This is a genomic window from Pseudomonas sp. Pse79 (assembly GCF_024519615.1).
Taxonomy (GTDB): Bacteria; Pseudomonadota; Gammaproteobacteria; order Pseudomonadales; family Pseudomonadaceae; genus Aquipseudomonas; species Aquipseudomonas veronii.
In genome coordinates this window covers 139,715-164,445 of sequence record NZ_JALJRR010000014.1, presented here as the reverse complement: position 1 = coordinate 164,445, position 24,731 = coordinate 139,715, and the positions used below count along the sequence as shown (strand labels likewise).

The following is a 24,731-nucleotide window of genomic DNA, read 5'->3' as shown; positions in this document are numbered from 1 at the left end:
CCTGGCCACCAATCTACCTCCCATGCTCAAAAAAAATTTTGACACTCCGGCGCTTGAAGCTGTGATTGGCGGTGCGGATTTCGGCGGTTCAAAAAAGGTCTAGGAAACTCCCATCCAGGTACACAACACACTGTAAGACCGAAATACCGCTTACCCCTAAATCCTATTTCCTACTGCCCCCATCGTCACGATCCGGTTTCCTGTACTTGAATTCACTTCAGGTACGGTGCCATGCTCCAGATCCTTACCCACCTCAGCGAACCGCGGCACTGGCTGGTGCCACTGCTAGTGCTCTTGCCCGCTGCTGTTCAAGCAGAAACCTGGGTCATTACCAATCAGGCCCATCCGGTGTTGGCGCCCTCTGGCACTCGCATCATTCTTCTAGATGATCAGCAACGTCTTGAAGAACAACTGTCACGCGAGCTGCCCGCTGATCCGCGCCAGGCAGAAGCAACGATTCAACGCTACCTAGCCAGCCCTGCAGGTAGGCGCCTGCAAAACGATCTCGCTCTAGCCCAGCAAGGGGTCACGGACGCCTGGAGCCTGGGTGTCGAAAAGCTCCCGGCCGTGGTCGTTGACCGTCGCTACGTCGTTTACGGCGAGCCGGACGTCACTAAAACCGTCACGCTGATTGATCGAGCACGGAGCCTGTCACGATGAGGCACTCACGTTTTCCGATCAGGTCATTCTCGCTGGCCATCACGTTCAGTTTGACCTTCAGCGCATCGGCCGCAATCAACTCCGCAGCGATCATTGCCTCGACCCTGTCGCCCGACTGCCTGGAGTACAAAGTGGTCGGCATTTGCTATTGGCTGCTCTGCACTCCTTTCGGCTGCAAAGTCAAAACCTCGACCAAGGTTCGTCACTACGTGCCAGACGCCGTGGTTTCAGCATACGCAAATACGGGGGCAAATCCGTGGATAGAGATGTCACCCCTTGGCACACCCAACGCGATGGCTCAGGCAGGCAACGACGGCACCACCAACCACGTCGCTGAAAACAACATCATCAAGTTCAAGGAAGCCGATGTCATTGGCCATCCTGGTGGCGCGACGTTGAGTCAGTTCGCCAGCGCCTCGGGCTATGTCTGCAAAGGAGCAACATTACCGCTTGTGCCTTACTTCCTTAGCACTCTTGATCCCATTGCCTGGCGATATGGCGTACCCGAATCTGTGTACCCCGAAGCACTCATTCCAGGGATGCGCGAAGTCGGTAGCCTGCTCACCGCGAGTAGCTGGGGGAATGTTTATCCACGCAGCGGTTTTCTCAACCAGACCGATGATTACAAGACCGGCGCAGTCATTGCGCAGCGTGCCGGCGACGTGGTCACCCGCCCAGGCCAGGTACATGTCTACTTGCCGATGCTCGCCCTTCCCTACCCCGGCTACTGGCCTGCAGGGCCGCTACACGAAGGTGACGCCTCCACTGGCAAGTGGCAAGAGCTTACCCCAGTCCTCAACCCGACTTGCGCAACCTTTCCCAGTACCGGCCCCAACATTGATGCACAGGACGGCGGTTATGCGTGGGCGCTCTGGCGCCCGTATTCATGCTGCCAACGTCGTGGGCAGACCTTCCTCGGCAGCACGGACTTCCAATGAAACAGCGATCGGAGCACAACATGAAACTCACCACTTTAGCGATCGGACTCACATGCTGCTTCAGCAGTGCGTTAGCGTTTTCTGCCGAGCCAATCAACGTCTCGTCCTCCGGAAGCGTCATTGGGGACAACGTGCTGTATAGCATCGGCGGCGGCAGCGCGGTCACTATGGGTAGCGCAGGCAACATGGACAGCATTTCAGTGGGTGGCGGTTGGAACAACAATCTGATCTGCGGAAATATGAGCCTGAGCAACACCCTAGAAAACCAGTTGAATGGAGCTACCTCCGGTTTCCAGAACATCATGAGCTCGGTGGTACGCAACGCCACCAGCGCCGTAGCATCACTGCCGGCATTGATTCTTCAACGTGCTAACCCTGCCCTATACAACCTCATCACCAACGGCATTTTGCAGGCTCGACTCGACTTTGACCGATCCAAAGGTACATGCCGCGCCATTGGCGAAAAGATGGCGGATATCGCGGGCAACCAGATGGGTTGGGGCAAGCTTGCTGAGGGTCAGGCAATGAGCCAAGCACTAACTTCCAATACGGACGCAGTATCGGCTGTGGAGCAGGTCGAAAAAAAAGGTGGCAACGATGGCGTCACTTGGGTTGGTGGGGATCGAGCTGGAGGTTCCGGTCAGAAGCCTATTCGGATCGTAGGGGACGTCACCAAGGCGGGCTACAACCTGCTGAACAAGCGTGCCGCCGGCGACACATCCTCGATCAGCAAGGACAACTGCAACAATGGCATGGTTTGCAATGTTTGGTCATCACCACAAGAGGCCACGACCTTCGCCAATCGCGTGCTGGGGGAACAGCAACAGCAGACCTGTGACAGTTGCCCTAAAACGGTTACGGCCGCAGGCGTCGGTCTCACGCCGCTGATTCAGGAAACATACGACACCAAGCTGAAGGCTCTGCAGGAGCTGCTGAGCGGAAGCAAAACCTTGTCGGTCGACAACCTGGAAGCGGCAAGCAGTAACTCCCTGCCCATTACCCGAGGGGTGGTGGCGGCGCTCAAGGACGAGCGTGATCAGGACGTGCTTACTCGCAGGCTTGCCTCCGAAGTCGCGCTGTCCGATGTGCTGGAGAAAGCCCTGACCCTGCAGCGCACGTTGATGGCAGGTAGTCGGGAACCAAACGTCGCAGCTAATGACCTTGCCGTCCAGGCAGTCAGTCAGCAGAGCTCCTCGCTGCAGCAGGAGATTGGCAATCTGAAAATGGAGCTGGATATGCGTCAGCAGCTCGCGAAGAACTCGCCCCTGACCATCATCGAGCGCGGTAAAGCGCGGGCCGAAGATTCCCGGGGCGTGTTTCAGGGGGCACCTGAAACGGATCGATTGGAGCAGTTGCAGTCGCCCGCCAAGAACAAACAGTGAGGAGTAGGCCATGATCGATACACGAAGGTCTAGCAATGCCTCCAACCGCTCGGTGGTTCGTCGAACAGGCAGGGCCATCCTAATCGCTCTGGCCGTGTTGCTCGCCAATACGGCCGTCGCAGTACTCCTCAGCAGCGTATTGATGCGCGTGTTCGACAGCGCCGAGCAATGGCAAGCCTGGCGCACCGACAATTACTGGCTGCTTCTCTGCTGGCGATTGATGCTTTATATGGCAATGGCCTACGCCTGGCTCAAGCTCAAGTATCGATTGCCACAATCAGAACGTACCAAGCAGCGTAGAGGCTTTTTCAAGATCGAAGTAATGGTAGTGATATTGGTTCTGATGGTTGAGGTTAGCAAAGCGGTGTCACAGGCTGGAGGCATCCAATGACGCTCTATACCAATGATTATTTGGAATACTATCTGACACTGGTCGGATGGATCATCAACAATGGTATTTGGGCGATGATTTCAGATACAGGGCTATTTGCCCTGCCCTTCTGCATTATTGTTATTAAGGAATGGCTCAAAGTTCGTGGAGAAGGTGCTGATGAAGGTAACAAAGGCGTCCTCTCACTGGCCCGCATCGAAACCAATATCTACGTTGGCTATGTAGTGGTCGCATTCTTCGCTGTACCAGCAGTCAATGTTAGTTTTGACACGTTGGCATTTGATCAAAGTAGATCTCAGCAGTGTCAGTACAACTTACCTAAACCCGCGGACACTGGATGGAACACAACATTCAGTACTCTGGCAGGCAAGAGTGCGGAAATGCCCATTTGGTGGGCCTTTATGCATGCGTTATCAAAGGGATTGACCAGCGGCGCTGTCGCGGCCATACCTTGCGGAACCGATCTCCGGCAAATGCGGATGGAAGTGGACAACACCAAAATCAATAACCCATTACTGGCTCAGGAAATCGGTGACTTTACCCATGACTGCTATGGCCCCTCCCGCGCACGACTCTTCATGCGTCAACCTGATCTTGGCGCGAAAGCCGATGATCCAAAGTTCTTGGAGGATCTAAGTTGGATCGGCTCCCACTACTTGCTGAACACCTCGGGTTACTACGACACCGACTACTCTAAGACACCAAGAGCCTCTTGGCCGTACAACTCAACACGCGATGTGGCCTTACCGCAAGTGAGCGGCGGCGGCGGATACCCAACCTGCAAGCAATGGTGGTCCGATAGCGGAGTGGGGCTGCGAGATCGTATCAAGGCTCAAGTGTCGCCAGACCTGATAACCAGGATGCTCGGCTGGGCCAAGTGGTTGTCACCAGAAGACGTAACCGACTCGCTTGTTCGGCAACTGGTCTCACCGTCTAATCAAGTGAAAGGAGACGTGTATTCGGACTACGGCGGGCAAATCAACGGAACCGTTTGGAACGGCGCCGCCCGGGCTGCTGGGACCCTAGGCGTTGCATTAGGGTCAATGGCCTATTTCCCAGCTATGGACATGGTTCGTCAGGCATTACCGATGGTGATGGCATTCTTGAAGATGGCCATGGTGATTTGCATACCGCTGGTACTGATTGTCGGCGCCTATCAACTGCAGGTTGCCATGACATTAACGGTTGTGTTTTTTGCACTGATTTTCGTCGACTTCTGGTTTCAACTGGCCAGGTGGATCGACACCACGATCTTGGATGCCTTGTATGGTTCGGGCTCACCGCATTTATCATTTGATCCAGTAATGGGGTTAAACGCCACAACTCAAGACGCGATCTTGAACTTCGTGATGGGGGCGATGTTCATCATCCTCCCAGTATTTTGGGTAGGAGCACTCGGTTGGGCGGGCATAAAAGCGGGTTCAGTTCTAGGCGGATTGCAAACCGGTACTGACGGAGTTCAAAAAGCTGGGGCTCAGGGGGGAGGCCTGGCTAAGCAAGCGGTTGTTGGTGTGACTGGAACAAAAAACTGAGAAGAATCCAGAATGATTAAGAAAACTATAAATTGTCTTGATCCTTGATCATTCCTCTTCTGCGTCAGTACGAACACCATTCAAGTACTGACCATAGCCATACAGGCCATATCGAAAGCCGTCATCCTGCCCAGACATTTCATCTTGACTCATCTTCAAGGAAGAAGAATCTCCTTTAACCAACACAACCAAAACGAGCCCGGCGGTTAGAACTGCCATAAACAAACTTGCAACCCAGTGGAATAAACCCGCTGAAAAAAACACGGCCACTGCGATCAGGGCCAGACGCTTGACCCAACGCAGTGTGCGGTTCTGGCTGAACCAAACGGCGCGCACGATAACACCCAAGGCATAGCCCAAGCGGCTTGCGACTCCCTGAGTGGCGTGTGTGGTCATGATGCTCATCCTCGAATGCCTCAACAACTAGAGGCGCTTTGACATTATTTATAATCCTGATTTTTCTCTGCCGCAAGCCTTTCTGATGCACAACTGCCTCGGCTCCCCGCTCATACGACCAGCTTTTCAACGCAGAAAATGGCCCAAAAGGTAAAAAGGGTCTGCAAGAGCGAATGGAATGGTTCACAAGGGTAAAAGCCCTACCCGAAAGGGCCGCCGTCAGCGGGGAAAAGCAAAAGGCTGCACGGCACGAATACGTCACTCCTGGAGACCATTCATCACCGCAACGGCAAAAGGTGGTAAGTAGCCAAAGAAATACCTGCGACCACTAATGTTACTTTTACCTTGTTCAGCGCACCTCGGATAGGCGAAAAGCCCGCCCCATAAGTCAATTATGGAGCAAGCGATGTTCTCTATTTTCCGTCGCAAAAAAGCGCTACCCGCCCAAGGCCCCTCTCCTAACGGCTTCTTGCAGCCGGCCTCCAGCCAAACACTGCTGGCATCGCCACGGCGTCAAAAACTGCTGGAGAATATCTGGCAGCGAGCATCGTTATCCCGCTCACAATTTGCAGAACTCTATCGGCTTCCACTTGAGCGCTACGCGGAGTTGGTCCAGCAGCTCCCTGCTTCGCAGAACCACCACCATGCACACCCTGGCGGCATGCTGGATCACGGGCTTGAGATCGTCGCCTACGCCCTGAAGATTCGACAGACCTACCTGCTCCCCATAGGCGCACCACCGGAATCTCAATCCGCTCAGGCCGAAGCATGGACTGCCGCAGCAGCTTATGGGGCTCTGATACACGACCTCGGCAAGATTGCCGTCGACGTGCATATCGAACTGGAGGGAGGTAAAACCTGGCACCCGTGGCATGGCCCGATTAACCGTCCTTACCGCTTTCGCTACGTGAAAGGACGCAACTACCAGCTACATGGCGCCGCTGCCGCACTGATTTACGCCCAGATCCTCACCCCGGAGATTTTGGACTGGCTCAGTGACTTCCGTGAAGTGTGGTCGCAATTGATCTTCATCTTGGCCGGGCAGTACGAACACGCCGGCATTCTGGGCGAGATCGTAGTCAAGGCCGACCAGGCGTCCGTAGCCCAGGAGCTCGGCGGCAATCCTGCCCGTGCACTGTCCGCGCCAAAACAGTCCTTGCAGCGGCAATTGGCGGACGGTTTGCGTTATCTGGTACGTGACACATTCAAGCTGAATCAGCCTGATGGACCTGCAGATGGTTGGCTGATGCAAGATGCCTTGTGGCTGGTCAGCAAGCCTATCGCCGATCAACTACGCGCCTATTTGCTAACCCAAGGCGTCGAGGGTGTCCCCAGCTCCAATGCGCCGTTCTTCAACATGCTGCAGGATCAGGGGGTTATCCAGACCAATGCCCAGGACAAGGCAGTTTGGAGGGCTACGATCGACAACGGCCGCGGTTGGCGAAACACCTTCACCCTGCTCAAGCTCTCCCCTGCGCTGATTTGGAATGACCCAAACGACCGGCCCCCAGCCTATACAGGCACTTTAGAAGTTGAAGCGGGCGATCCGGTAGAAAACTCTCCGGCGAAAAATAACATGACAACACCAGCGGGAGTATTGCCTTCAGACGTTGAATCTAGCGCGATCCCAACCGCTTTGGCACCGCCAGAAGCACCCCCTTTAGAAGTCGCGCAACCTCCTTCGAGCAACCCGGCTGAATTTGACGAGCTACTGGCCCTCCTTGGTAATATCAATGAGCCACTAGAAAATAACAAAAACAACCAAGCATCAGCGGCACTCACCCCCCTCCTTCAATTGGATGATACTCAGGCTTCACTCAGCTCGAATGAAGGGGATGCGACTCTCGCAATTGCTAAAGAAGTAGCTCCGATGCCTAGGAATAACACTGAGTTTGGTAGGGAATTTGTTGAATGGCTCAAAAATGGCATCGCATCCCGCAGCATCATCATAAATGACGCTAAAGCACAAGTTCATACGGTGGCGGGGACCGCGATGTTGGTAACGCCTGGAATATTCAAACGCTATGTTCTGGAGTTTCCTCACATTGAACAGCAGGCTAAAGCACAGCAGGTGAATGCTTGGCAGATGGTTCAGCGGAGTTTCGAGAAGCTGAAGCTTCATAAAAAAACTGCGAAACACCTTAATATTTGGACATGCGACGTTGTTGGACCTCGAAAAACTAAGCAGCTCAAGGGGTACTTACTTATAGACCCGCTCACGATTTTCTCTGAGGCTCCCTTTGACAACGTCAGCCTGTCTCTGAAATCGGAATTATTGGAATCACCGGAATGATCACGCCTTTGAAGTTAACAGAGGAGTATATATTTGCCCACGATCTTCGCGATGCTAGTGCGAAGATCTATCGTGCATCGACCAAAGCACTAATCAAACATTTTCGAACAACCCCGATTGAGGAGATTGATCATCGTGCAGTACTAACATGGAGAAAGAAGATTCTTGAGAATGGATTATCCAAACGAAGCTGGAACACCTACTCGAATCATCTTCGTACTGTTTGGGGCTATGCCATAGAGCACGGCCTGACGACCCACACCACGATCAATCCATTCAGAAAAACCAGTGTAATTCCACCCAAGCGAGCCAGCAAGACAATCAATGGAGAAGCCATACAACGAGCACGTAACTGGCTCACATCTCTTGTTGGGCAAGAGCGTTGCACTCAAGAGCGTAGTCCAATAACACCTGCCTGGTTCTGGCTCGCAGTTTTCGAGATGTTTTATTACACCGGTATTCGTTTGAATGCCTTGCTATGCCTACGCTACAAGGATATTGACTGGGACAGTCAAATGATCCTAGTGCGCGGAGAAACAGAAAAAACCCACCGAGAGTTTTTTCTCCCCATTATGGAGGGGCTCGCGCCGCACCTTTGCAGAATACTAGGAGAAGCAGAGAAGATAGGTTTTTCACCTGACGATCAGCTATTTAACGTCAACCGATTCTCCCGGCACTATCAGGGCAAGGAAATGAACATCGACCAGGTCGAGTCGATGTACCGCAAGCTCACCGATAAAGTGCGGGTGCGGATGACTCCTCACCGCTTTAGGCACACCCTCGCAACAGACTTGATGAAACAACCAGAGAGAAATATCCATCTCACGAAGAGTCTGCTGAACCACTCAAATATTGCAACGACGATGAATTACATCGAAGTCGACTATGGCCACATGCGTGCGGTTCTGCACGAGAGAAGCCTGGCTCAGGGTGCTTTAAGCCGTGTTAGACGAGTTGACCCAAGCGGCACAACTCCGACTTCAACCACTACGCTCCCACCCGCTCAAACTAGACTGCCATCGCCAGAAAGCGCCCATCCGAAACCTAAGAAGTTGCAGCCCCCACAACAACGGCCTATCGCAGAGGTCAATAGTTATAGGCCTAGCAGATCAACAGGTCCTAGCATACTGCAGAAAGCTCTCGAGTTTGCATCTGCGCAACTACATCGCGGCTCTGTGACATCAGCCACGGATGGACAGACAGATCAAATAGATCAGAATCTAGTGTTAACGCTAATGGCTAGCGGACTAGGCGTCGGCAGATTCAGGAAAAGCACCTCAACTGAGCGATCGATGGGAATCACATCGTTCTCCCGAGCATCTCCGTAGCACCAGACCAGAGTCAAAGCACACCGTTATGGCAAGCTCTGGCTAACCAGAGGCTTTCGCGTGCCTGCAAAATAATTTTCTGAGAAATCGGTCCTGGGATTGTGTGTTAGAGGCATCTATCTGATCCACACACGAAAAAAGGCGCCCAAAGGCGCCTTTTTTCTTGAAAAATGGTCGGGGTAAGGGGATTCGAACTCCTGACATCCTGCTCCCAAAGCAGGCGCGCTACCGGACTGCGCTATACCCCGGTATGTGCAACGGAGAACCGATGCACATTGACATCATGACGAACCGAAACTACTGTTCGCCTCAGACGGCTGCATGTCTGACAGGCTGCAATTTCTCTACAAGACCTTCCAAGACCGTACAACCACCTCGATCAGGGCTTTTGACCTCTGATCTTAAGATCTGATTCCAGCGCTAACTGGTCTCAAAAATGGTGGGTCGTGTGGGATTCGAACCTACGACCAATTGGTTAAAAGCCAACTGCTCTACCAACTGAGCTAACGACCCAAAAATGGTCGGGGTAAGGGGATTCGAACTCCTGACATCCTGCTCCCAAAGCAGGCGCGCTACCGGACTGCGCTATACCCCGGTTTTGAAATTGGCTCCGTGACCAGGACTCGAACCTGGGACCCAATGATTAACAGTCATTTGCTCTACCGACTGAGCTATCACGGAACTACACATTTCAAATGTACAACTTTTACTGCGGTGTAACCTTCTCTTCGATGCGTCCGTATCGCTACGTTCGCGTCTCTGAGGCGCGCTATTCTACAATCTTAAAAACCCCTGTCAACCCTTTAAATTGCTTTTAAGACAATGATTTGCGCTTCTTTCTGATTTCTTCTTGGGGAGAAGAAACCCGTGGGCTGACGTTGCTGCGGGGCGCACTTTACAAGCCTTTGCCTTACAGTTCAACGCCCTATCGAAAAAAAAGGCCTCGCAACGCGAGGCCCTCTCTTTATAGCCCGACCGACCGAACTCAGTGGAAGACGATTTCGTCGTTTTCCACCGTGGCCTTGACGCTGGTGCCCGGCATAAAGCTGCCCGACAGAATCAACTGGGCCAGCGGGTTTTCGATCCAGCGCTGGATCGCACGCTTCAACGGCCGTGCGCCATACACCGGGTCGTAACCGACCGCGATCAGCTTGTCCAACGCCTCGGGGCTCAGCTCCAGCGCCAGCTCGCGCTCGGCCAGACGGCTGCGCAGGCGGCCCAACTGGATCTCGGTGATGCCCGCGATCTGATCCCGTGCCAAAGGCTCGAAGATCACCACTTCATCGACCCGGTTGATGAATTCCGGGCGGAAGTGCGTGGTCAGCGCATCCATCACCGCTGCGCGCTGGGCTTCACGATCGCCCACCAGTTCCTGGATCTGCACCGACCCCAGGTTGGAGGTCATCACGATCACCGTGTTGCGGAAATCCACAGTACGTCCGTGGCTGTCCGTCAGCCGGCCATCTTCCAGCACCTGCAGCAAGATGTTGAACACGTCCGGGTGGGCCTTCTCGACCTCATCCAGCAGGATCACCGAGTAAGGCTTGCGCCGTACCGCTTCGGTCAGGTAACCGCCTTCCTCGTAGCCTACGTAGCCCGGTGGCGCCCCGATCAGGCGAGCCACGGAATGTTTCTCCATGAACTCGGACATATCGATCCGCACCATGGCTTCTTCGGTGTCGAAGAGGAACTCGGCCAAGGCCTTGCACAACTCGGTCTTACCCACACCGGTCGGGCCGAGGAACATGAACGAACCACTTGGACGATTCGGGTCGGACAACCCCGCACGGGAACGCCGTACTGCGTTGGACACCGCCACCACCGCCTCTTCCTGGCCGATGACGCGCTGGTGCAACAGGCTTTCCATCTTCATCAGCTTGTCGCGCTCGCCTTCGAGCATTTTCGACACGGGGATACCGGTCCACTTCGAGACAACTTCGGCAATTTCTTCCTCGGTCACCTTGCTGCGCAGCAATTGGTTCTCGCTGTGACCATGCTGGTCGACCATCTGCAGGCTGCGTTCCAGGTCCGGGATCACCCCGTACTGCAACTCGGCCATGCGGTTCAGGTCGCCCTTACGGCGTGCGGTTTCCAGCTCCTGGCGCGACTGCTCGATCTTTTGCTGGATCTGTGCCGAACCCTGTACTTCAGCTTTTTCCGCGTTCCAGATTTCCTCGAGGTCCGAGTACTCGCGTTCCAAGCGGAGGATTTCTTCCTGGAGTTTTTCCAGGCGTTTTTTCGCCGCTTCGTCCTCTTCTTTCTTCAGTGCCTGGGATTCGACTTTCAGTTGAATCAGGCGCCGATCCAGACGGTCGAGCACTTCCGGCTTGGAGTCGATCTCCATGCGGATACGGCTGGCCGCTTCGTCGATCAGGTCGATGGCCTTGTCGGGCAACTGCCGGTCGGTGATATAGCGATGGCTCAATTTCGCCGCCGCAATGATCGCGCCGTCAGTGATCGCTACCTTGTGGTGGACCTCATAGCGTTCTTTCAGGCCCCGCAGGATCGCGATGGTGTCTTCTTCGCTCGGCTCTTCTACCAGCACTTTCTGGAAGCGCCGCTCAAGGGCCGCATCCTTCTCGATGTACTGGCGGTATTCGTTGAGCGTGGTGGCACCCACGCAATGCAACTCACCCCGCGCCAAGGCAGGCTTGAGCATGTTGCCGGCGTCCATCGAGCCTTCGCCTTTACCGGCGCCGACCATGGTGTGCAGCTCGTCGATAAACAGAATGATCTGCCCTTCCTGCTTCGACAGCTCGTTAAGCAGGGATTTGAGACGCTCTTCGAACTCGCCGCGGAATTTCGCGCCGGCGATCAGCGACCCCATGTCCAGGGACAGCAGGCGCTTGCCTTTCAGGCCGTCCGGCACTTCACCGTTGATGATGCGCTGGGCCAGGCCCTCGGCAATCGCGGTTTTACCCACGCCAGGCTCACCGATCAGTACCGGGTTGTTCTTGGTACGGCGCTGCAGGACCTGGATGGTGCGACGAATCTCGTCGTCACGGCCGATCACCGGGTCAAGCTTGCCTTCTTCGGCGCGCTTGGTCAGGTCGACAGTGTATTTATCCAGGGCCTGGCGCGACTCCTCGTGGTTGGGGTCGTTCACCGCTTCGCCGCCACGCAGGTTGTTGATGGCGTTTTCCAGGGCTTTTTTGCTGACGCCCTGGCCCAGCAACAATTTGCCGAGCTTGCTGTTTTCGTCCATGGCGGCGAGCAGCACCAACTCGCTGGAGATGAACTGGTCGCCCTTCTGCTGAGCCAGGCGGTCCGCTTGATTGAGCAGGCGCGCCAGGTCCTGGGACATATTCACGTCGCCGGTAGGATTCTGGATTTTCGGCAGTTGGTCGAGCTCTTTGCTCAACTCCTTGCGCAGGCTGTTGACGTCGAAGCCCACCTGCATCAGCAAGGGCTTGATAGAACCACCTTGCTGTTCCAGGAGCGCCTGCATCAAGTGCGCAGGCTCAATGGCCGGGTGGTCGAGGCCGACTGCCAGGGATTGGGAGTCCGATAAGGCCAATTGCAGTTTGCTGGTTAAACGATCAATACGCATTAGTCACCTTCCTTTTGAGCAGGCCGGAGCTACAAACACATCCTGAATGAAGAAACCTGCCAGATAGCCCTATAGATGTGGTCGATTCTGGGAGATTCAAGCGTCGGACAGTTGACGTAGATCAGAAGAGTCTAGCGCTCCAGCCAAATAAGGGAGGCGAACCGACCCGTGCGTGGACTGCGGCGGAAAGAAAAGAAGCGCGGATCGTTCACGGTGCAGAACCCGCCACCGTAAACGGCAGTGATACCGCGGGCAGCCAGGCGCAAACGGGCCAACTGGTAGATATCGGCCATGAACTTGCCGGGGTTGCGGCTGGGCACAAAGGCCTGGGCGGTGCCCGGCAGTTGCTGCACGAACGCTTCCCGCACTTCCGGGCCGACTTCGAAGGCTTGCGGGCCAATGGCCGGGCCCAGCCAGACCAATATGTCGGCAGGCTCGGCTTGCAGGCTTTCGGCGGTGGCCTCCAGGACGCCCGCGGCCAAGCCACGCCAACCCGCGTGAGCGGCGGCGACGCGTGTGCCGGCGCGGTTGCAGAACAACGCAGGCAGGCAATCGGCGGTCATGGAGGTGCAGGCGATGCCCGGCGTGCTGGCCCAACTGCCATCAGCTTCGGCAATGCGCTCGGGGTCGGCCTCGACCACGTTCACGCCGTGGACCTGGCGGAGCCAGGCCGGCCGGACATGAAAGACTTCGGTGAGGCGACGGCGATTTTCAAGCACAGCCTCGGGGCTGTCCTCGACGTGATCGCCCAGGTTGAGGCTGTCGAACGGCGCCAGGCTGACGCCGCCCGCACGGGTGGTGACGCAGGCCTTGACCTGAGCCGGCGCGGGCCAGTCAGGAATCAGCCAGTCACTCATCCGATAAATGCCTCGCGATCCTGCCTGAGCAGCGACAGCAACCAGACCAGATCGTCCGGCAGAGGCGATTCCCAGCTCATCCGCTTACCGCTCGTCGGATGATCCAGCTCCAGGAACCGCGCATGCAGCGCCTGACGCGGGAAGGACTTCAGCGATTCAACCATGGTGACACTGGCCGCCGGCGGAATACGGAAGCGACCGCCGTAGGCCGGATCTCCGACCAACGGGAAGTTGATGTGCGCCATGTGTACGCGAATCTGGTGGGTACGGCCGGTTTCCAGCTTGACCCGCACATGGGTGTGGGACCGGAAACGCTCCAGCACACGGTAGTGGCTGACGGCCTGCTTGCCGCCTTCCATCACCGCCATACGCTGGCGCTGCTGGCCGTGACGACCGATAGGCGCATTGATCTTGCCACCCGCCACCACGACGCCGATCACGATGCACTCGTAGATCCGGCTGACGCTGCGGCTCTGCAACTGTGTAACCAGCTGCGTCTGGGCCTGAATGGTCTTGGCCACCACCATCAAGCCGGTCGTGTCCTTGTCCAGGCGGTGTACGATGCCGCAGCGCGGGACATTGATGATGTCCGGCACATGGTGCAACAGAGCATTGAGCAAGGTGCCATCAGCGTGCCCGGCCGCCGGGTGAACCACCAGGCCTGCGGGTTTATTGATGACCAGGATGTCGTCGTCTTCATAGACGATGTCCAGCTCGATGTCCTGGGCGATCCATTCTCCCTGGGCTTCCTGCTCGGCAGTCAGCTCAAGAATCGCACCGCCATGGACTATGTCTCGCGGGCGGATAACCGCTCCATCCACAGTCAGGCGGCCGTCTTTGATCCAGGCGGAAAGGCGCGAGCGCGAGTGCTCAGCGAATAATTGTGCGGCGACTTGATCGAGGCGTTGGCCGCCCAATTCGGACGGCACCTCTGCGCGAAGTTCAATTTTATCGGACATGCTCAGACTAGGCGTGGCACAGCCTTTGGTTTCGGCTGCGCGCTTGTGGTTAAATACGGCGTCTTTTGCCCCGATGCTTTCAACGGGGCGCTCATCATAACAGGACGGCCCCGCCCAAGACAGCGGCCGTCATAGGGACGCAAGCCGCCATGCAAGTGAAACACCTGCTGCTGATCGCCATCCTCGCCATGACTGCTGCTTGCTCGTCAACAAAGGAAGTCGTCGACGAAAACCTGAGCGAAGTCGAGCTGTATCAACAAGCTCAAAAAGACTTGGACAATAATAGCTACACCAGTGCCACAGCCAAGCTGAAGGCCCTGGAGTCGCGCTATCCGTTCGGGCGCTACGCCGACCAGGCCCAGCTCGAGCTGATCTACGCCAACTACAAGAACGCCGAGCCGGAAGCCGCCAAGTCCGCCGCCGAGCGTTTTATCCGCCTGCACCCGCAGCACCCGAACGTCGACTATGCCTACTACCTCAAGGGCCTGACCTCGTTCGACCAGGACGTTGGCCTGCTGGCGCGCTTCCTGCCGCTGGACATGACCAAGCGTGACCCGGGCGCTGCCCGCGACTCCTACAACGAGTTCGCCCAGCTGACCAGCCGCTATCCCAACAGCCGCTACGCGCCGGACGCCAAGCAGCGCATGATCTACCTGCGCAACCTGCTGGCCTCCTACGAAATCCACGTGGCCCACTACTACCTGACCCGTCAGGCTTACGTGGCAGCCGCCAACCGTGGTCGCTATGTCGTGGAAAACTTCCAGGAAACCCCTTCCGTGGGTGATGGCCTGGCGGTGATGACCGAGGCCTACCAGCGCCTGCACCTGGACGCCCTGGCGGCCACCAGCCTGGAAACCCTGAAGCTCAACTACCCGGATCACCCAAGCCTGAAAGACGGCCAGTTCGTGCCTCAGGTTGCCGAAGCGGACAACCGTTCGTGGCTGAGCAAGTACACCCTGGGTCTGATCGAGTCGCGTCCACCGCTGCCGCCGGGTGAAACCCGCGCCAACCAGGACGTGATGAAACAGTTCCAGGACGCCAAGGAAGCCATCCCTGCGGACCTCAAGCCCCATGATGAAAATGGCGATGTGATCGAAGAACAAGCGCCGCAAGCCCTGGGCAACAACCAGGACCGCTCGTGGTTCAGCTACATGACCTTCGGTGTGTTCGACTGATCATCCGACGCAACGTAAAAAGGGAGCCCTCGGGGCTCCCTTTTTTATGCGCAAGCATTATTGCGCTGTGCGCCTGCCACGTCCTTGGCTAAACTGGCGCATTCCTTGTCGAGAAACTGCCCATCATGGTTCGTCTACTGTTCTGGATTGCCGTCATTGCTGCCGCGGTATGGTTCTGGCGCAAATTCAAAAACCCGGCCGTCAAACAACAACGTTCCGGCGAACCCGACGCAACGCCAATGGTGCGCTGCGCTCACTGCGGCGTACATCTGCCGCAGGACCGAGCACTGAGCTCACGGCAAGAATGGTATTGCACCCAGGCGCATCTGGAGCAAGGGCCGAAAGCTATCCAACGTTGATCCGACCTGTGGGCGCGTAGGGTGCCGGGTCGATGATCGGCGTGTGCCCCAGCAACAAATCGGCGAATAACTGGCACGACGCCGGCGCCAGCACGAGGCCGTTGCGGTAATGCCCGCAATTGAGCCACAGCCCGTTGAAACCGGGGACAGGACCGATGTAGGGAATACCTTCCGGCGAGCCTGGCCGCAGGCCCGCCCAATGGCCCACCACCTCGGCATCCGCCAGGGCGGGAATCAACTCCACGGCCGAAGCCTTCAGGCTCTCCAGCGCCGATCCGGTCGGCGTCTTGTCGAACCCTTCATGTTCCAGGGTACTGCCAATCAGAATGTGCCCGTCACGCCGCGGGATCGCATAACGCCCGTTGGCCAGGACCATGCTCGACAGAAAGTCCGAGGCGCATTTGTACAGAATCATCTGGCCCTTGACCGGCTCAACCGGCAGCGACAGGCCCAGCTTGTCCAGCAACTGCCCACTCCAGGCCCCCGCCGCAAGCACGACCTGATCACCGAGCACCGGCCCGGCAGGCGTATTCACGCCGACGACGTTGTCGCCGTCCAACACAAACCCGTCAACTTCGCACTGTTCATGAATCGTCACGCCTGGCAGCGCCAGCAGCGCCGCCTTGAGGGATTTGATCAGGCGCGGGTTGCGCACATTCGCCACATTCGCCATGTAGATCGCCTGGGAGTAACCACCGCCCAGCACCGGAACCGCATCATGGGCGACCGACACATCCACCTTGCTCAATGGTCGTCCTTCACGGGCGGCCCAGGCCAATGCGTCGGCTTCATCCTCCAGGTCCAGCCAGTAGAGCCCGGTGGTGTGGACCTCCGGATCAACGCCGGTATCGGCAAACAAGCGCTCGGCCAGTTGTGGATAAAAGTCCTGGGACCAATGAGCCAAAGCCGTGACTGCCGGGCTGTAGCGCCACGGGTACAGTGGCGAGACAATGCCGCCACCTGCCCACGAGGACTCCTGCCCGAGCCCCGAGCGCTCCAGCAGTACGACTGCCAGGCCCTGGGTCGCCAGGTTGAACGCCGTCAACAAGCCGATTACTCCGCCACCGACCACCACCACTCGCTGTTGCTTAGCCATCATTTGATCCAGCCGATAAAAAGGGAAAAGCGCACTCGGCGCCCACTCATGGAGTACACCCATCACTGCCCCCAGCATGTCTTGCGTGACATGCCTGGGGCCGCTCCGGGGTTGGTCCGCGCACCGCTACTGGTCAGGCTGAATGCCCCGCAAGCGTCGCCTGCCATGACAGAGTCGACGCCTGGTGTGGCCAGCAGGCTGAAATCCTGAGGGTTCAGCGCAGCCGTGATTCTATAGCGATCATTGCCGACGCTGACGCCGCTTGCATCAATAAAACTGCCATTGCTCGTGTAATACCGCTCCAGAGACTGAGCTTGCTCAGTCAACAGCACGACAATTTCCGCGCGATAGGCCTTGTTCACATGGCCGACATACGCCGGATAAACGACACCGGCCAGCACCGCGACGATCGCCACGGCAGTCAGTAACTCAATCAATGTAAAACCCTGGCTATCCATGCCCATTGCGCCGCTCCTCAGTAAAGTTGTCGCCACATCACTCGCTGAAACCGCGAGCGCCCTCCCTCGTCCACCCGCGCATACATGGCCTCCAGCACCGTGCGCGATTGGCCACGGAGCCCCACCGCTGTAACCCGATAGAGCATTGCCGGCATCTGCGCAGGCAAATGAGCCAGCCCCATGACAGGCCCGAGCGCTTGAACCGCGTAAAGACCACCGTCCATGGCGGCCCAGTTCACCCTCGAAACGGGATCGGTTCCGGGAGCTATCACCGAGGACGACTCGCGCGGCGGCGCACAGGTGATGATCGACGCGCACACAGGCCACGCGGCGCCTGCCCGCCGCACGGCCGCCTCCCCCAGCCTCAGGCCACTTTCGGCACTTTGCAGCGACTGGTTGCGATGCCAGACACTGCCAACGACCTTCTGCTGGGACACCGCACCCTGCATCGAAGACAACGCGATCAGCGATAACAGCAACAGGAACACCAGGCTGATCAGCAGCACCATGCCCGCCTGCCGTCGTTCAACAACACGAAACCCTGCCATGGTCGCCCTACCCCAGCCGGTTGCGCAGCGCTGCAACCACGCTCCAGGTTTGCGCCTTCACCAACCCGTCCGGGTCTTGCAGCGTCAAACGGATGCGTACACTGCGTATCAGCGAATTGTCGGCCGGGCCGGGGTCATACCCCACCACCGGCGTCGAGTCAGGCTTGGCTGCCACGCCGAAACTGATCTCGAACGCCTGCACGTTGTCCACCAGCACCGCCTTGGCCGGGGCTGACGGGGTACTGACTTTCAGCTGGCCAGCCTCGAAGGTGTAGGTGAGCTGGCGTATCGCAAAGCGTATCTGCCCCGGCACGGCGGGTGGTGGCGTACCGGCATAAGCGTGGGCAGAGCCGGAGCAGTCGGACAATACGGTCCAATCCGGCGTGCCGCCGTCCTCGCCGACCTCAGCGCTGACCAGCGTCAGCGACCTTGCGTCACCCGTGGCACTCCAGCTGATTGGTCGATCGAAAGCCAACGGCGCACCTTCGATCGATGCCGTAGCCAGGCAACCGAACATGCCCGCCAGGCGAACGTCCTGAATCAGCTTGCCGAGCGCAAACCGCGCATCATCCTGCAGCAGCATGGCGGCCTGCTGGCTGGCATCGGTGGTTCGAGCGCTGATGGCGATTTGGCTGAACCCAAGGCTCAGCACCAACCCGAGCGTCAACGCCAGCAGCAGCTCCAACACACTGAAACCCCGCACCCGCCGATTCATTGCGACACCTGCGATTCATCGGCGATGCGGCTGGTGAGTGTGAGCGTTTCCCTCGCCCCGGCTTTTTTTGCCCCCCTGGCATCATCCCAACTGATGCTCACGGTCACCTCATCGGCACGAACGAGCACCGAGCCACTGCCGCTGTCGCCGGCGAAACCGATGATATTGGCCTCGAAATCATGCAGGTCGAGGTCGCGCACGCTGCCCGTCGACGCGAACAGTGGCGCGCGCTCGGTTCGCACCCACGAATAGTCGGCGCCAGCATTGGCGCGAATGCGGTCCAGCATGTCGTAGGCGATGAAGCTGGCCTGGCTGGTCATCCGCGTACTGTCGGTGTACTTGAGCGCATTGAGCTGGACCACCGCAGCGCCCAGCAGGCCAATCACCAGAATCAGCACCGCCACCACCACCTCGATCAGGGTCATGCCGGTTTGGTGGCGGGAAGTCACCGGTCGAAACAAAGCAGTCGAGCAAGCAAGCATTACCGTCGTCATCCCTGTCAAAGGCCGGAAAAAGCAGGAAAAACCTGCTGTGCGGCCCAAGACTAGCGGCGGTTTTCGGCCTGTGCCGCTCCCGGAACAAAGGGAAATACTTTGGACATAAAGGCCAGCATTCAACGCCACGACCGGAGCGCTATACCTAGGCATGCCACCTGAATATTCATCGCGTCCACGGAGGGACCGCACATGACACAACGAGGCTTCACCCTGATCGAACTATTGCTCGGGCTGATCCTGAGCGGCATCCTCGCGCAGCTGGCGGTCCCCAGTTTCAAGGGGTTGCTGGAGTCCCAGCAGCGACACAGTGCGGCCCAGTCTCTGGTTGGCGGCCTGCGCTATGCGCGCAGCGAAGCCATCGCACGCAACCGGGCGGTAGTCATTCATGCCTTGGACGACGATTGGAGCCGGGGCTGGCGGGTGATCGTGGACCTGAATGGGCGCGGCCATCTGGACGACGATAATCCCGTATTGCTGGAGCATCAGGACAATGGGCGCGTACCGATCGTGGGCAATGGCCCGGTCAGGAGCCAGGTACGCTTCAGCGGGCTGGGCGAGCCGGTCTTTGCCGGCGGGGGCTTTCGTGCCGGCACCGTGCATGTATGCGCCACGGATCAGGCACAAAGCCTGTTTCAAGTGGTGCTGGCCCCCAGCGGACGCATCAGCCTGCGCCGGGATAAAACCGAGCAGGCATTATGCCGGGGCTCGCTCAACACCCTGGGACTCAGAGCAGCGAACGCACCCGCAGCTCCTTGGGCATGGAGAAAGTGATGTTCTCCTCACGACCGGCCAACTCATCGGCACCGGTGGCGCCCCAGGCCTGCAACTGCTGGATCACACCGCGCACCAGCACTTCCGGTGCCGAGGCGCCCGCAGTGATGCCGATGCGCTCGACGCCGTCGAACCAGCTGCGCTGCATGTCCTCGGCGCCGTCGATCAGGTACGCCGGCGTGGCCATGCGTTCAGCCAGTTCACGCAGGCGGTTGGAGTTGGAGCTGTTAGGGCTGCCGACAACCAGCACCACATCACACTCATCGGCCAATTGCTTGACTGCGTCCTGGCGGTTTTGCGTGGCGTAGCAGATGTCGTCCTTGCGTGGGCCGCCAATTGCCGGGAAGCGTGTGCGCAGGGCATCGATCACTCGGCTGGTGTCGTCCATCGACAACGTGGTCTGGGTGACGAAGGCCAAACGCTCAGGGTTGCGTACCTGCAGGTTGGCGACGTCTTTTTCGTCTTCCACCAGGTAGATCGCGCCACCGTTGCTGCCATCGTACTGGCCCATGGTGCCTTCGACTTCCGGGTGGCCGGCGTGGCCGATCAGGATGCATTCACGGCCATCGCGGCTGTAGCGCGCGACTTCGATATGCACCTTGGTAACCAATGGGCAGGTGGCATCGAACACTTTCAGGCCGCGGCCTGCCGCTTCGGTCCGCACCGCCTGGGATACGCCGTGGGCGCTGAAGATAACGATAACGTCGTCCGGCACCTGGTCGAGCTCTTCGACAAAGATGGCGCCGCGAGCGCGCAAGTCTTCGACCACGAATTTGTTGTGGACGACTTCATGGCGCACATAAATCGGCGGTCCGAAGACTTCCAGGGCACGGTTGACGATTTCGATCGCGCGGTCCACGCCGGCGCAGAAGCCACGGGGGTTGGCGAGTTTGATTTGCATGCTGTGCCTCGTGTCTTTGTGGGAGCTGGCTTGCGTGCGATGCGGTCGACTCGGTGTATCAGGTACACCGAGGTGATGCCATCGCAGGCAAGCCAGCTCCCACACAAGCCAGCGCCCGCAGGAGCCGGTTCTGTCAGTTAGAGCGCTTTAACGTCGAAGATTTCTACGTCAAACGTCAAGGTTTTACCGGCCAACGGATGGTTGAAGTCGATAGTCACTTGCGCGTCATCGAAGGCTTTGACCACACCCGGCAGCTCGGTATTCGCCGCATCGTTGAAGATCACCAGCAGGCCTTCCGACAGTTCCATGTCCTGGAACTGCGAACGCGGGATGATCTGTACGTTTTGCGGGTTGGGCTGGCCAAAGGCGTTTTCCGGCAGGATCTGCAGGGTGCGCTTGTCGCCGGCCTTGAAGCCGAACAAGGCCGCTTCAAAACCCGGCAGCAGGTTGCCATCGCCCACCTTGAAGGTCGCCGGGGATTTGTCGAACGTGCTGTCGACCGTGTCGCCATTCTCCAGGCGCAATGCGAAATGCAAGGTGACTTCCGTGTTCTGGCCGATGCGTTGTTCAGCCAATACCTGATCAGTCATGAACGGTCTCTCCGGTTTTCTTACTTTTGAACATATCGAGTGCCAGCATGATTGCACCGACGGTGATGGCGCTGTCGGCAAAATTGAACGCGGGGAAGTACCAGCGGTTCTGCCAATGCACCAGAATGAAGTCGATCACATGGCCCAGGGCGATGCGGTCGTACAGGTTGCCCAGCGCGCCACCCAGCACCAGCGCCAAGGCGATGGCCAGCCAGGTGTCATCGCGCCCCAGGCGCTTGAGCCAGACCACCAGCACCGCACTGACCACCACGGCGATCAGGGCGAACAACCAGCGCTGCCAGCCGCCGCCATCGGCCAGGAAGCTGAACGCCGCGCCGGTGTTATAGGCCAGCGTCCAGCTGAAGTAATCCGGGATCACCACGATCTGCTGGAACATCTCCAGGGAGCCCTCGAAGTGAGCCTTGCTGACCTGGTCGATGACCAGGACCAGCACGCTCAATACGAGCCAGCCAAGACGTCCGAAACGACTGGCATTAGGCATAGTGACGAACCTCGCCGGCACCGCTGATGTTGTCGACGCAACGACCGCAGATTTCCGGATGCTCAGGGTTCACGCCGACATCTTCACGGCAGTGCCAGCAACGGGCGCACTTGGGGAAGGCCGACTTGACGACTTTGAGCTTCAGGCCAGGCACTTCGGTGGCCACGGCGTCCGCCGGGGCCTGGGCGAATGGCGCCAGGCTCGCGGTGGAGGTGATCAGCACGAAGCGCAGTTCGTTGCTCAGCTTGGCCAGGTCGGCGCTCAGGCCTTCCTCGGCAAACAGGGTGACTTCGGCTTGCAGGTTGCCACCGACGGCCTTGGCCGCGCGCTGCACTTCCAGCTCCTTGTTCACGGCCACTTTCACCGCCATCACGCCGTCCCAGTACTCGCGGCCCAGTTCGAAGTCGGCCGGCAGTTCGGTCAGGCCTTCGTACCAAGTGTTGAGCATCACCGATTCGTTGCGCTCGCCCGGCAGGTATTCCCACAGTTCGTCGGCGGTGAAGGCCAGGATCGGTGCGATCCAGCGCACCAGCGCTTCGGAGATGTGGTACAGCGCGGTCTGCGCCGAGCGGCGCGCCTTGCTGTTGACGCCGGTGGTGTACTGGCGATCCTTGATGATGTCGAGGTAGAAACCGCCCAGCTCCTGCACGCAGAAGTTGTGGATCTTCGAGTAGACGTTCCAGAAGCGGTATTCGCCGTAGTGCTCTTGCAACTCGCGCTGCAGCAACAGGGTACGGTCCACGGCCCAACGGTCCAGGGCGAGCATGTCCTCGGCCGGCAGGATGTCGGTGGCCGGGTTGAAACCGGTCAGGTTCGACAGCATGAAGCGTGCGGTATTGCGGATACGGCGGTAGGCATCGGCGCTACGCTGCAGGATCTGCTCCGACACGGCCATCTCGCCCGAATAATCGGTCGAGGCCACCCACAGACGCATGATGTCGGCGCCCAGGGTGTCGTTGACCTTTTGCGGCGCGATCACGTTGCCCAAGGACTTGGACATCTTGCGGCCGTTTTCGTCGACGGTGAAACCGTGGGTCAGCAGTTCGCGGTACGGTGCGTGGTCGTCGATGGCGCAACCGGTCAAAAGCGACGAGTGGAACCAGCCACGGTGCTGGTCCGAACCTTCCAGGTACAGGTCGGCGCGCGGGCCGGCTGCATGACCCATCGGGTGCGAACCGCGCAGCACGTGCCAATGGGTGGTGCCGGAGTCGAACCACACGTCGAGGGTGTCGCTGATCTTGTCGTACAGCGGCGCTTCGTCGCCCAACAGCTCGACGGCGTCCAGCTTGAACCAGGCTTCGATGCCTTCCTGCTCAACGCGCTGGGCCACGACTTCCATCAGCTCGACGGTACGCGGGTGCAGCTCGCCGCTTTCCTTGTTGAGGAAGAACGGGATCGGCACGCCCCAGTTGCGCTGGCGGGAGATGCACCAGTCCGGACGGTTGGCGATCATCGAGTGCAGGCGCGCCTGGCCCCAGGCCGGGACGAACTTGGTGTCTTCGATGGCTTTGATCGCACGGTTGCGCAGGGTGTCGCCGCTGGCCGGTTCTTTATCCATGCCGATGAACCACTGCGCGGTGGCGCGGTAGATCAGCGGGGTCTTGTGGCGCCAGCAGTGCATGTAGCTGTGCTTGATGGTCTCGGTGTGCAGCAGCGCGCCGACTTCCGACAGCTTGTCGATGATCGGCTGGTTGGCCTTGAAGATGAACTGGCCACCGAAGAATTCCAGGGACGGCGCATAAACACCGTTGCTCTGCACCGGGTTCAAGATGTCGTCGTTGACCATGCCGTAGGCCTTGCAGGTCACGAAGTCGTCTACGCCGTAAGCAGGCGCGGAGTGAACGACGCCGGTGCCGGCGCCCAGTTCAACGTAGTCAGCCAGGTACACTGGCGACAGGCGGTCGTAGAACGGGTGACGGAAGTTGATCAGTTCCAGCGCGGAACCGGTGGTGGTGGCGATCACCGAACCTTCCAGCGCGTAACGCGCCAGGCAGGCTTCGACCATCTCTTCGGCCAGCACCAGCAGGCGATCACCGACATCCACCAGGGCGTAGGTGAATTCCGGGTGGACGTTCAGCGCCTGGTTGGCGGGGATGGTCCACGGGGTAGTGGTCCAGATCACGATGGCGGCTGGCTTGGCCAGGCTTGCCAGGCCAAAGGCCGCGGCCAGCTTGGCGTCGTCGGCAATCGGGAAGGCCACGTCGATGGTCGAGGACTTCTTGTCTTCGTACTCGACTTCCGCTTCAGCCAGGGCCGAACCGCAGTCGAAGCACCAGTTCACGGGCTTGAGGCCCTTGAACACGAAACCGCCCTTGACGATTTCGGCCAAGGCGCGGATTTCACCGGCCTCGTTCTTGAAGTCCATGGTCTTGTAGGGATTGGCCCAGTCGCCCAGGACACCCAGGCGGATGAACTCGGACTTCTGCCCTTCGATCTGCTCGGTGGCGTAGGCACGGCACAGTTCGCGGGTTTTATCGGCGCCCAGGTTCTTGCCGTGGGTCACTTCGACTTTGTGTTCGATCGGCAGGCCGTGGCAATCCCAACCCGGGACATACGGCGCGTCGAAGCCCGACAGGGTCTTCGAGCGGACGATCATGTCCTTGAGAATCTTGTTCAGCGCATGACCGATGTGAATCGTGCCGTTGGCATAAGGAGGGCCGTCGTGCAGGACGAATTTCGGACGATCCTTGCCAATTTCGCGCAACTTTCCGTACAGGCCAATACTGTCCCAGCGCTGCAGGATCTGCGGTTCGCGCTGTGGCAGGCCGGCCTTCATTGGGAAGGCGGTGTCCGGAAGGTTTAGCGTGGCTTTATAGTCGGTCATTTAAGGCTC

Annotated in this window: 23 protein-coding genes and 4 tRNA genes; 10 read left to right on the top strand and 17 right to left on the bottom strand. The window is 58.4% G+C overall.

Features of this window, described 5'->3' with window-relative positions; genetic code table 11:
* Positions 1-231 precede the first annotated feature (231 nt).
* From NR164_RS18985 to NR164_RS18965, 5 genes are read left to right on the top strand one after another with little or no spacing between them, the layout of a single operon-like run.
* The gene (locus NR164_RS18985) at positions 232-660 is read left to right on the top strand and encodes a TIGR03757 family integrating conjugative element protein (protein ID WP_256823110.1); all 429 of its coding nucleotides are present in this window, start codon (positions 232-234) and stop codon (positions 658-660) included.
* Positions 657-1,598: a TIGR03756 family integrating conjugative element protein gene (locus tag NR164_RS18980; RefSeq protein WP_256823109.1), complete on the top strand. Its 942-nt coding sequence runs from the start codon at positions 657-659 to the stop codon at positions 1,596-1,598. Before NR164_RS18985 ends, NR164_RS18980 begins: the two co-directional genes overlap by 4 nt.
* 20 nt (positions 1,599-1,618) lie before the next feature.
* Positions 1,619-2,980, top strand: a complete 1,362-nt coding sequence (locus tag NR164_RS18975) for an integrating conjugative element protein (RefSeq protein WP_256823108.1) — start codon at positions 1,619-1,621, stop codon at positions 2,978-2,980.
* A 10-nt stretch (positions 2,981-2,990) separates the two neighbouring features.
* Positions 2,991-3,371, top strand: a complete 381-nt coding sequence (locus NR164_RS18970) for a hypothetical protein (protein ID WP_256823107.1) — start codon at positions 2,991-2,993, stop codon at positions 3,369-3,371.
* A complete protein-coding gene (locus tag NR164_RS18965; RefSeq protein ID WP_256823106.1) occupies positions 3,368-4,903 on the top strand; it encodes a conjugal transfer protein TraG N-terminal domain-containing protein in 1,536 nt (511 codons plus the stop codon). Before NR164_RS18970 ends, NR164_RS18965 begins: the two co-directional genes overlap by 4 nt.
* 48 nt (positions 4,904-4,951) lie before the next feature.
* Here the strand turns inward: NR164_RS18965 and NR164_RS18960 are convergent, their stop codons facing one another.
* Positions 4,952-5,299 carry a DUF3742 family protein gene (locus NR164_RS18960; protein WP_256823104.1) on the bottom strand — a complete coding sequence of 116 codons (348 nt, stop codon included), beginning with the start codon at positions 5,297-5,299 and terminating at the stop codon, positions 4,952-4,954.
* Between the two features lie 406 nt (positions 5,300-5,705).
* On the opposite strand from NR164_RS18960, the gene mobH reads away from it, so the two are divergent.
* Both mobH and xerC read left to right on the top strand, forming a co-directional pair.
* A complete protein-coding gene (gene mobH, locus NR164_RS18955) occupies positions 5,706-7,592 on the top strand; it encodes a MobH family relaxase (RefSeq protein WP_256823103.1) in 1,887 nt (628 codons plus the stop codon).
* On the top strand, positions 7,592-8,920 hold the full coding sequence (gene xerC / locus NR164_RS18950) for a site-specific integrase (protein ID WP_256823117.1): 1,329 nt from the start codon (positions 7,592-7,594) through the stop codon (positions 8,918-8,920). Before mobH ends, xerC begins: the two co-directional genes overlap by 1 nt.
* A 171-nt stretch (positions 8,921-9,091) precedes the next feature.
* Here xerC and NR164_RS18945 read toward each other — a convergent pair.
* The 7 genes from NR164_RS18945 to rluD all read right to left on the bottom strand — a co-directional run bounded on the left by NR164_RS18945 (position 9,092) and on the right by rluD (position 14,286).
* A tRNA-Pro gene (locus tag NR164_RS18945) sits at positions 9,092-9,168 on the bottom strand.
* Between the two features lie 189 nt (positions 9,169-9,357).
* Positions 9,358-9,433, bottom strand: a tRNA-Lys gene (locus NR164_RS18940).
* A gap of 5 nt (positions 9,434-9,438) precedes the next feature.
* A tRNA-Pro gene (locus NR164_RS18935) sits at positions 9,439-9,515 on the bottom strand.
* Between the two features lie 10 nt (positions 9,516-9,525).
* A tRNA-Asn gene (locus NR164_RS18930) sits at positions 9,526-9,601 on the bottom strand.
* A 304-nt stretch (positions 9,602-9,905) separates the two neighbouring features.
* Positions 9,906-12,470, bottom strand: a complete 2,565-nt coding sequence (gene clpB, locus NR164_RS18925) for an ATP-dependent chaperone ClpB (RefSeq protein ID WP_017845477.1) — start codon at positions 12,468-12,470, stop codon at positions 9,906-9,908.
* Between the two features lie 131 nt (positions 12,471-12,601).
* Positions 12,602-13,327 carry a peptidoglycan editing factor PgeF gene (pgeF, locus tag NR164_RS18920; RefSeq protein ID WP_256823102.1) on the bottom strand — a complete coding sequence of 242 codons (726 nt, stop codon included), beginning with the start codon at positions 13,325-13,327 and terminating at the stop codon, positions 12,602-12,604.
* The gene (gene rluD, locus NR164_RS18915; RefSeq protein ID WP_017845479.1) at positions 13,324-14,286 is read right to left on the bottom strand and encodes a 23S rRNA pseudouridine(1911/1915/1917) synthase RluD; all 963 of its coding nucleotides are present in this window, start codon (positions 14,284-14,286) and stop codon (positions 13,324-13,326) included. The genes pgeF and rluD overlap by 4 nt, the downstream gene beginning before the upstream one ends.
* A gap of 149 nt (positions 14,287-14,435) precedes the next feature.
* Between rluD and NR164_RS18910 the strand changes: the two genes are divergently transcribed.
* Both NR164_RS18910 and NR164_RS18905 read left to right on the top strand, forming a co-directional pair.
* On the top strand, positions 14,436-15,461 hold the full coding sequence (locus tag NR164_RS18910; RefSeq protein ID WP_017845480.1) for an outer membrane protein assembly factor BamD: 1,026 nt from the start codon (positions 14,436-14,438) through the stop codon (positions 15,459-15,461).
* A gap of 125 nt (positions 15,462-15,586) precedes the next feature.
* Positions 15,587-15,820 (top strand): PP0621 family protein, encoded by a 234-nt coding sequence (locus tag NR164_RS18905; protein WP_026139830.1) that lies wholly within the window; start codon positions 15,587-15,589, stop codon positions 15,818-15,820.
* On the opposite strand, the gene thiO is transcribed toward NR164_RS18905, so the two are convergent.
* The 5 genes from thiO to pilV form a co-directional block, all read right to left on the bottom strand.
* Complete coding sequence (gene thiO, locus NR164_RS18900) at positions 15,807-16,916, bottom strand: glycine oxidase ThiO (protein ID WP_256823101.1); 1,110 nt, start codon at positions 16,914-16,916, stop codon at positions 15,807-15,809. The two genes, NR164_RS18905 and thiO, sit on opposite strands and share 14 nt — an antisense overlap.
* A 62-nt stretch (positions 16,917-16,978) precedes the next feature.
* Positions 16,979-17,380 (bottom strand): type IV pilin protein, encoded by a 402-nt coding sequence (locus NR164_RS18895; protein WP_017845482.1) that lies wholly within the window; start codon positions 17,378-17,380, stop codon positions 16,979-16,981.
* Positions 17,381-17,391: 11 nt separating this feature from the next.
* A complete protein-coding gene (locus tag NR164_RS18890) occupies positions 17,392-17,883 on the bottom strand; it encodes a PilX N-terminal domain-containing pilus assembly protein (protein ID WP_256823100.1) in 492 nt (163 codons plus the stop codon).
* A gap of 46 nt (positions 17,884-17,929) precedes the next feature.
* Positions 17,930-18,637, bottom strand: a complete 708-nt coding sequence (locus NR164_RS18885) for a pilus assembly protein PilW (RefSeq protein WP_256823099.1) — start codon at positions 18,635-18,637, stop codon at positions 17,930-17,932.
* Positions 18,634-19,119 (bottom strand): type IV pilus modification protein PilV, encoded by a 486-nt coding sequence (gene pilV / locus NR164_RS18880; protein WP_372340310.1) that lies wholly within the window; start codon positions 19,117-19,119, stop codon positions 18,634-18,636. Before pilV ends, NR164_RS18885 begins: the two co-directional genes overlap by 4 nt.
* 204 nt (positions 19,120-19,323) lie before the next feature.
* Between pilV and NR164_RS18875 the strand changes: the two genes are divergently transcribed.
* Positions 19,324-19,905 carry a GspH/FimT family protein gene (locus NR164_RS18875; RefSeq protein WP_046384738.1) on the top strand — a complete coding sequence of 194 codons (582 nt, stop codon included), beginning with the start codon at positions 19,324-19,326 and terminating at the stop codon, positions 19,903-19,905.
* Here the strand turns inward: NR164_RS18875 and ispH are convergent.
* The 4 genes from ispH to ileS all read right to left on the bottom strand — a co-directional run bounded on the left by ispH (position 19,859) and on the right by ileS (position 24,722).
* On the bottom strand, positions 19,859-20,806 hold the full coding sequence (ispH, locus tag NR164_RS18870; RefSeq protein WP_017845487.1) for a 4-hydroxy-3-methylbut-2-enyl diphosphate reductase: 948 nt from the start codon (positions 20,804-20,806) through the stop codon (positions 19,859-19,861). The genes NR164_RS18875 and ispH overlap by 47 nt on opposite strands.
* 137 nt (positions 20,807-20,943) lie before the next feature.
* A complete protein-coding gene (gene fkpB / locus NR164_RS18865; protein WP_169850802.1) occupies positions 20,944-21,381 on the bottom strand; it encodes an FKBP-type peptidyl-prolyl cis-trans isomerase in 438 nt (145 codons plus the stop codon).
* A 7-nt stretch (positions 21,382-21,388) separates the two neighbouring features.
* Entirely contained in the window at positions 21,389-21,898 is a 510-nt protein-coding gene (lspA, locus tag NR164_RS18860; RefSeq protein ID WP_017845489.1) for a signal peptidase II, read from the bottom strand.
* Complete coding sequence (ileS, locus tag NR164_RS18855) at positions 21,891-24,722, bottom strand: isoleucine--tRNA ligase (protein WP_256823097.1); 2,832 nt, start codon at positions 24,720-24,722, stop codon at positions 21,891-21,893. The genes lspA and ileS overlap by 8 nt, the downstream gene beginning before the upstream one ends.
* Positions 24,723-24,731: the final 9 nt, after the last annotated feature.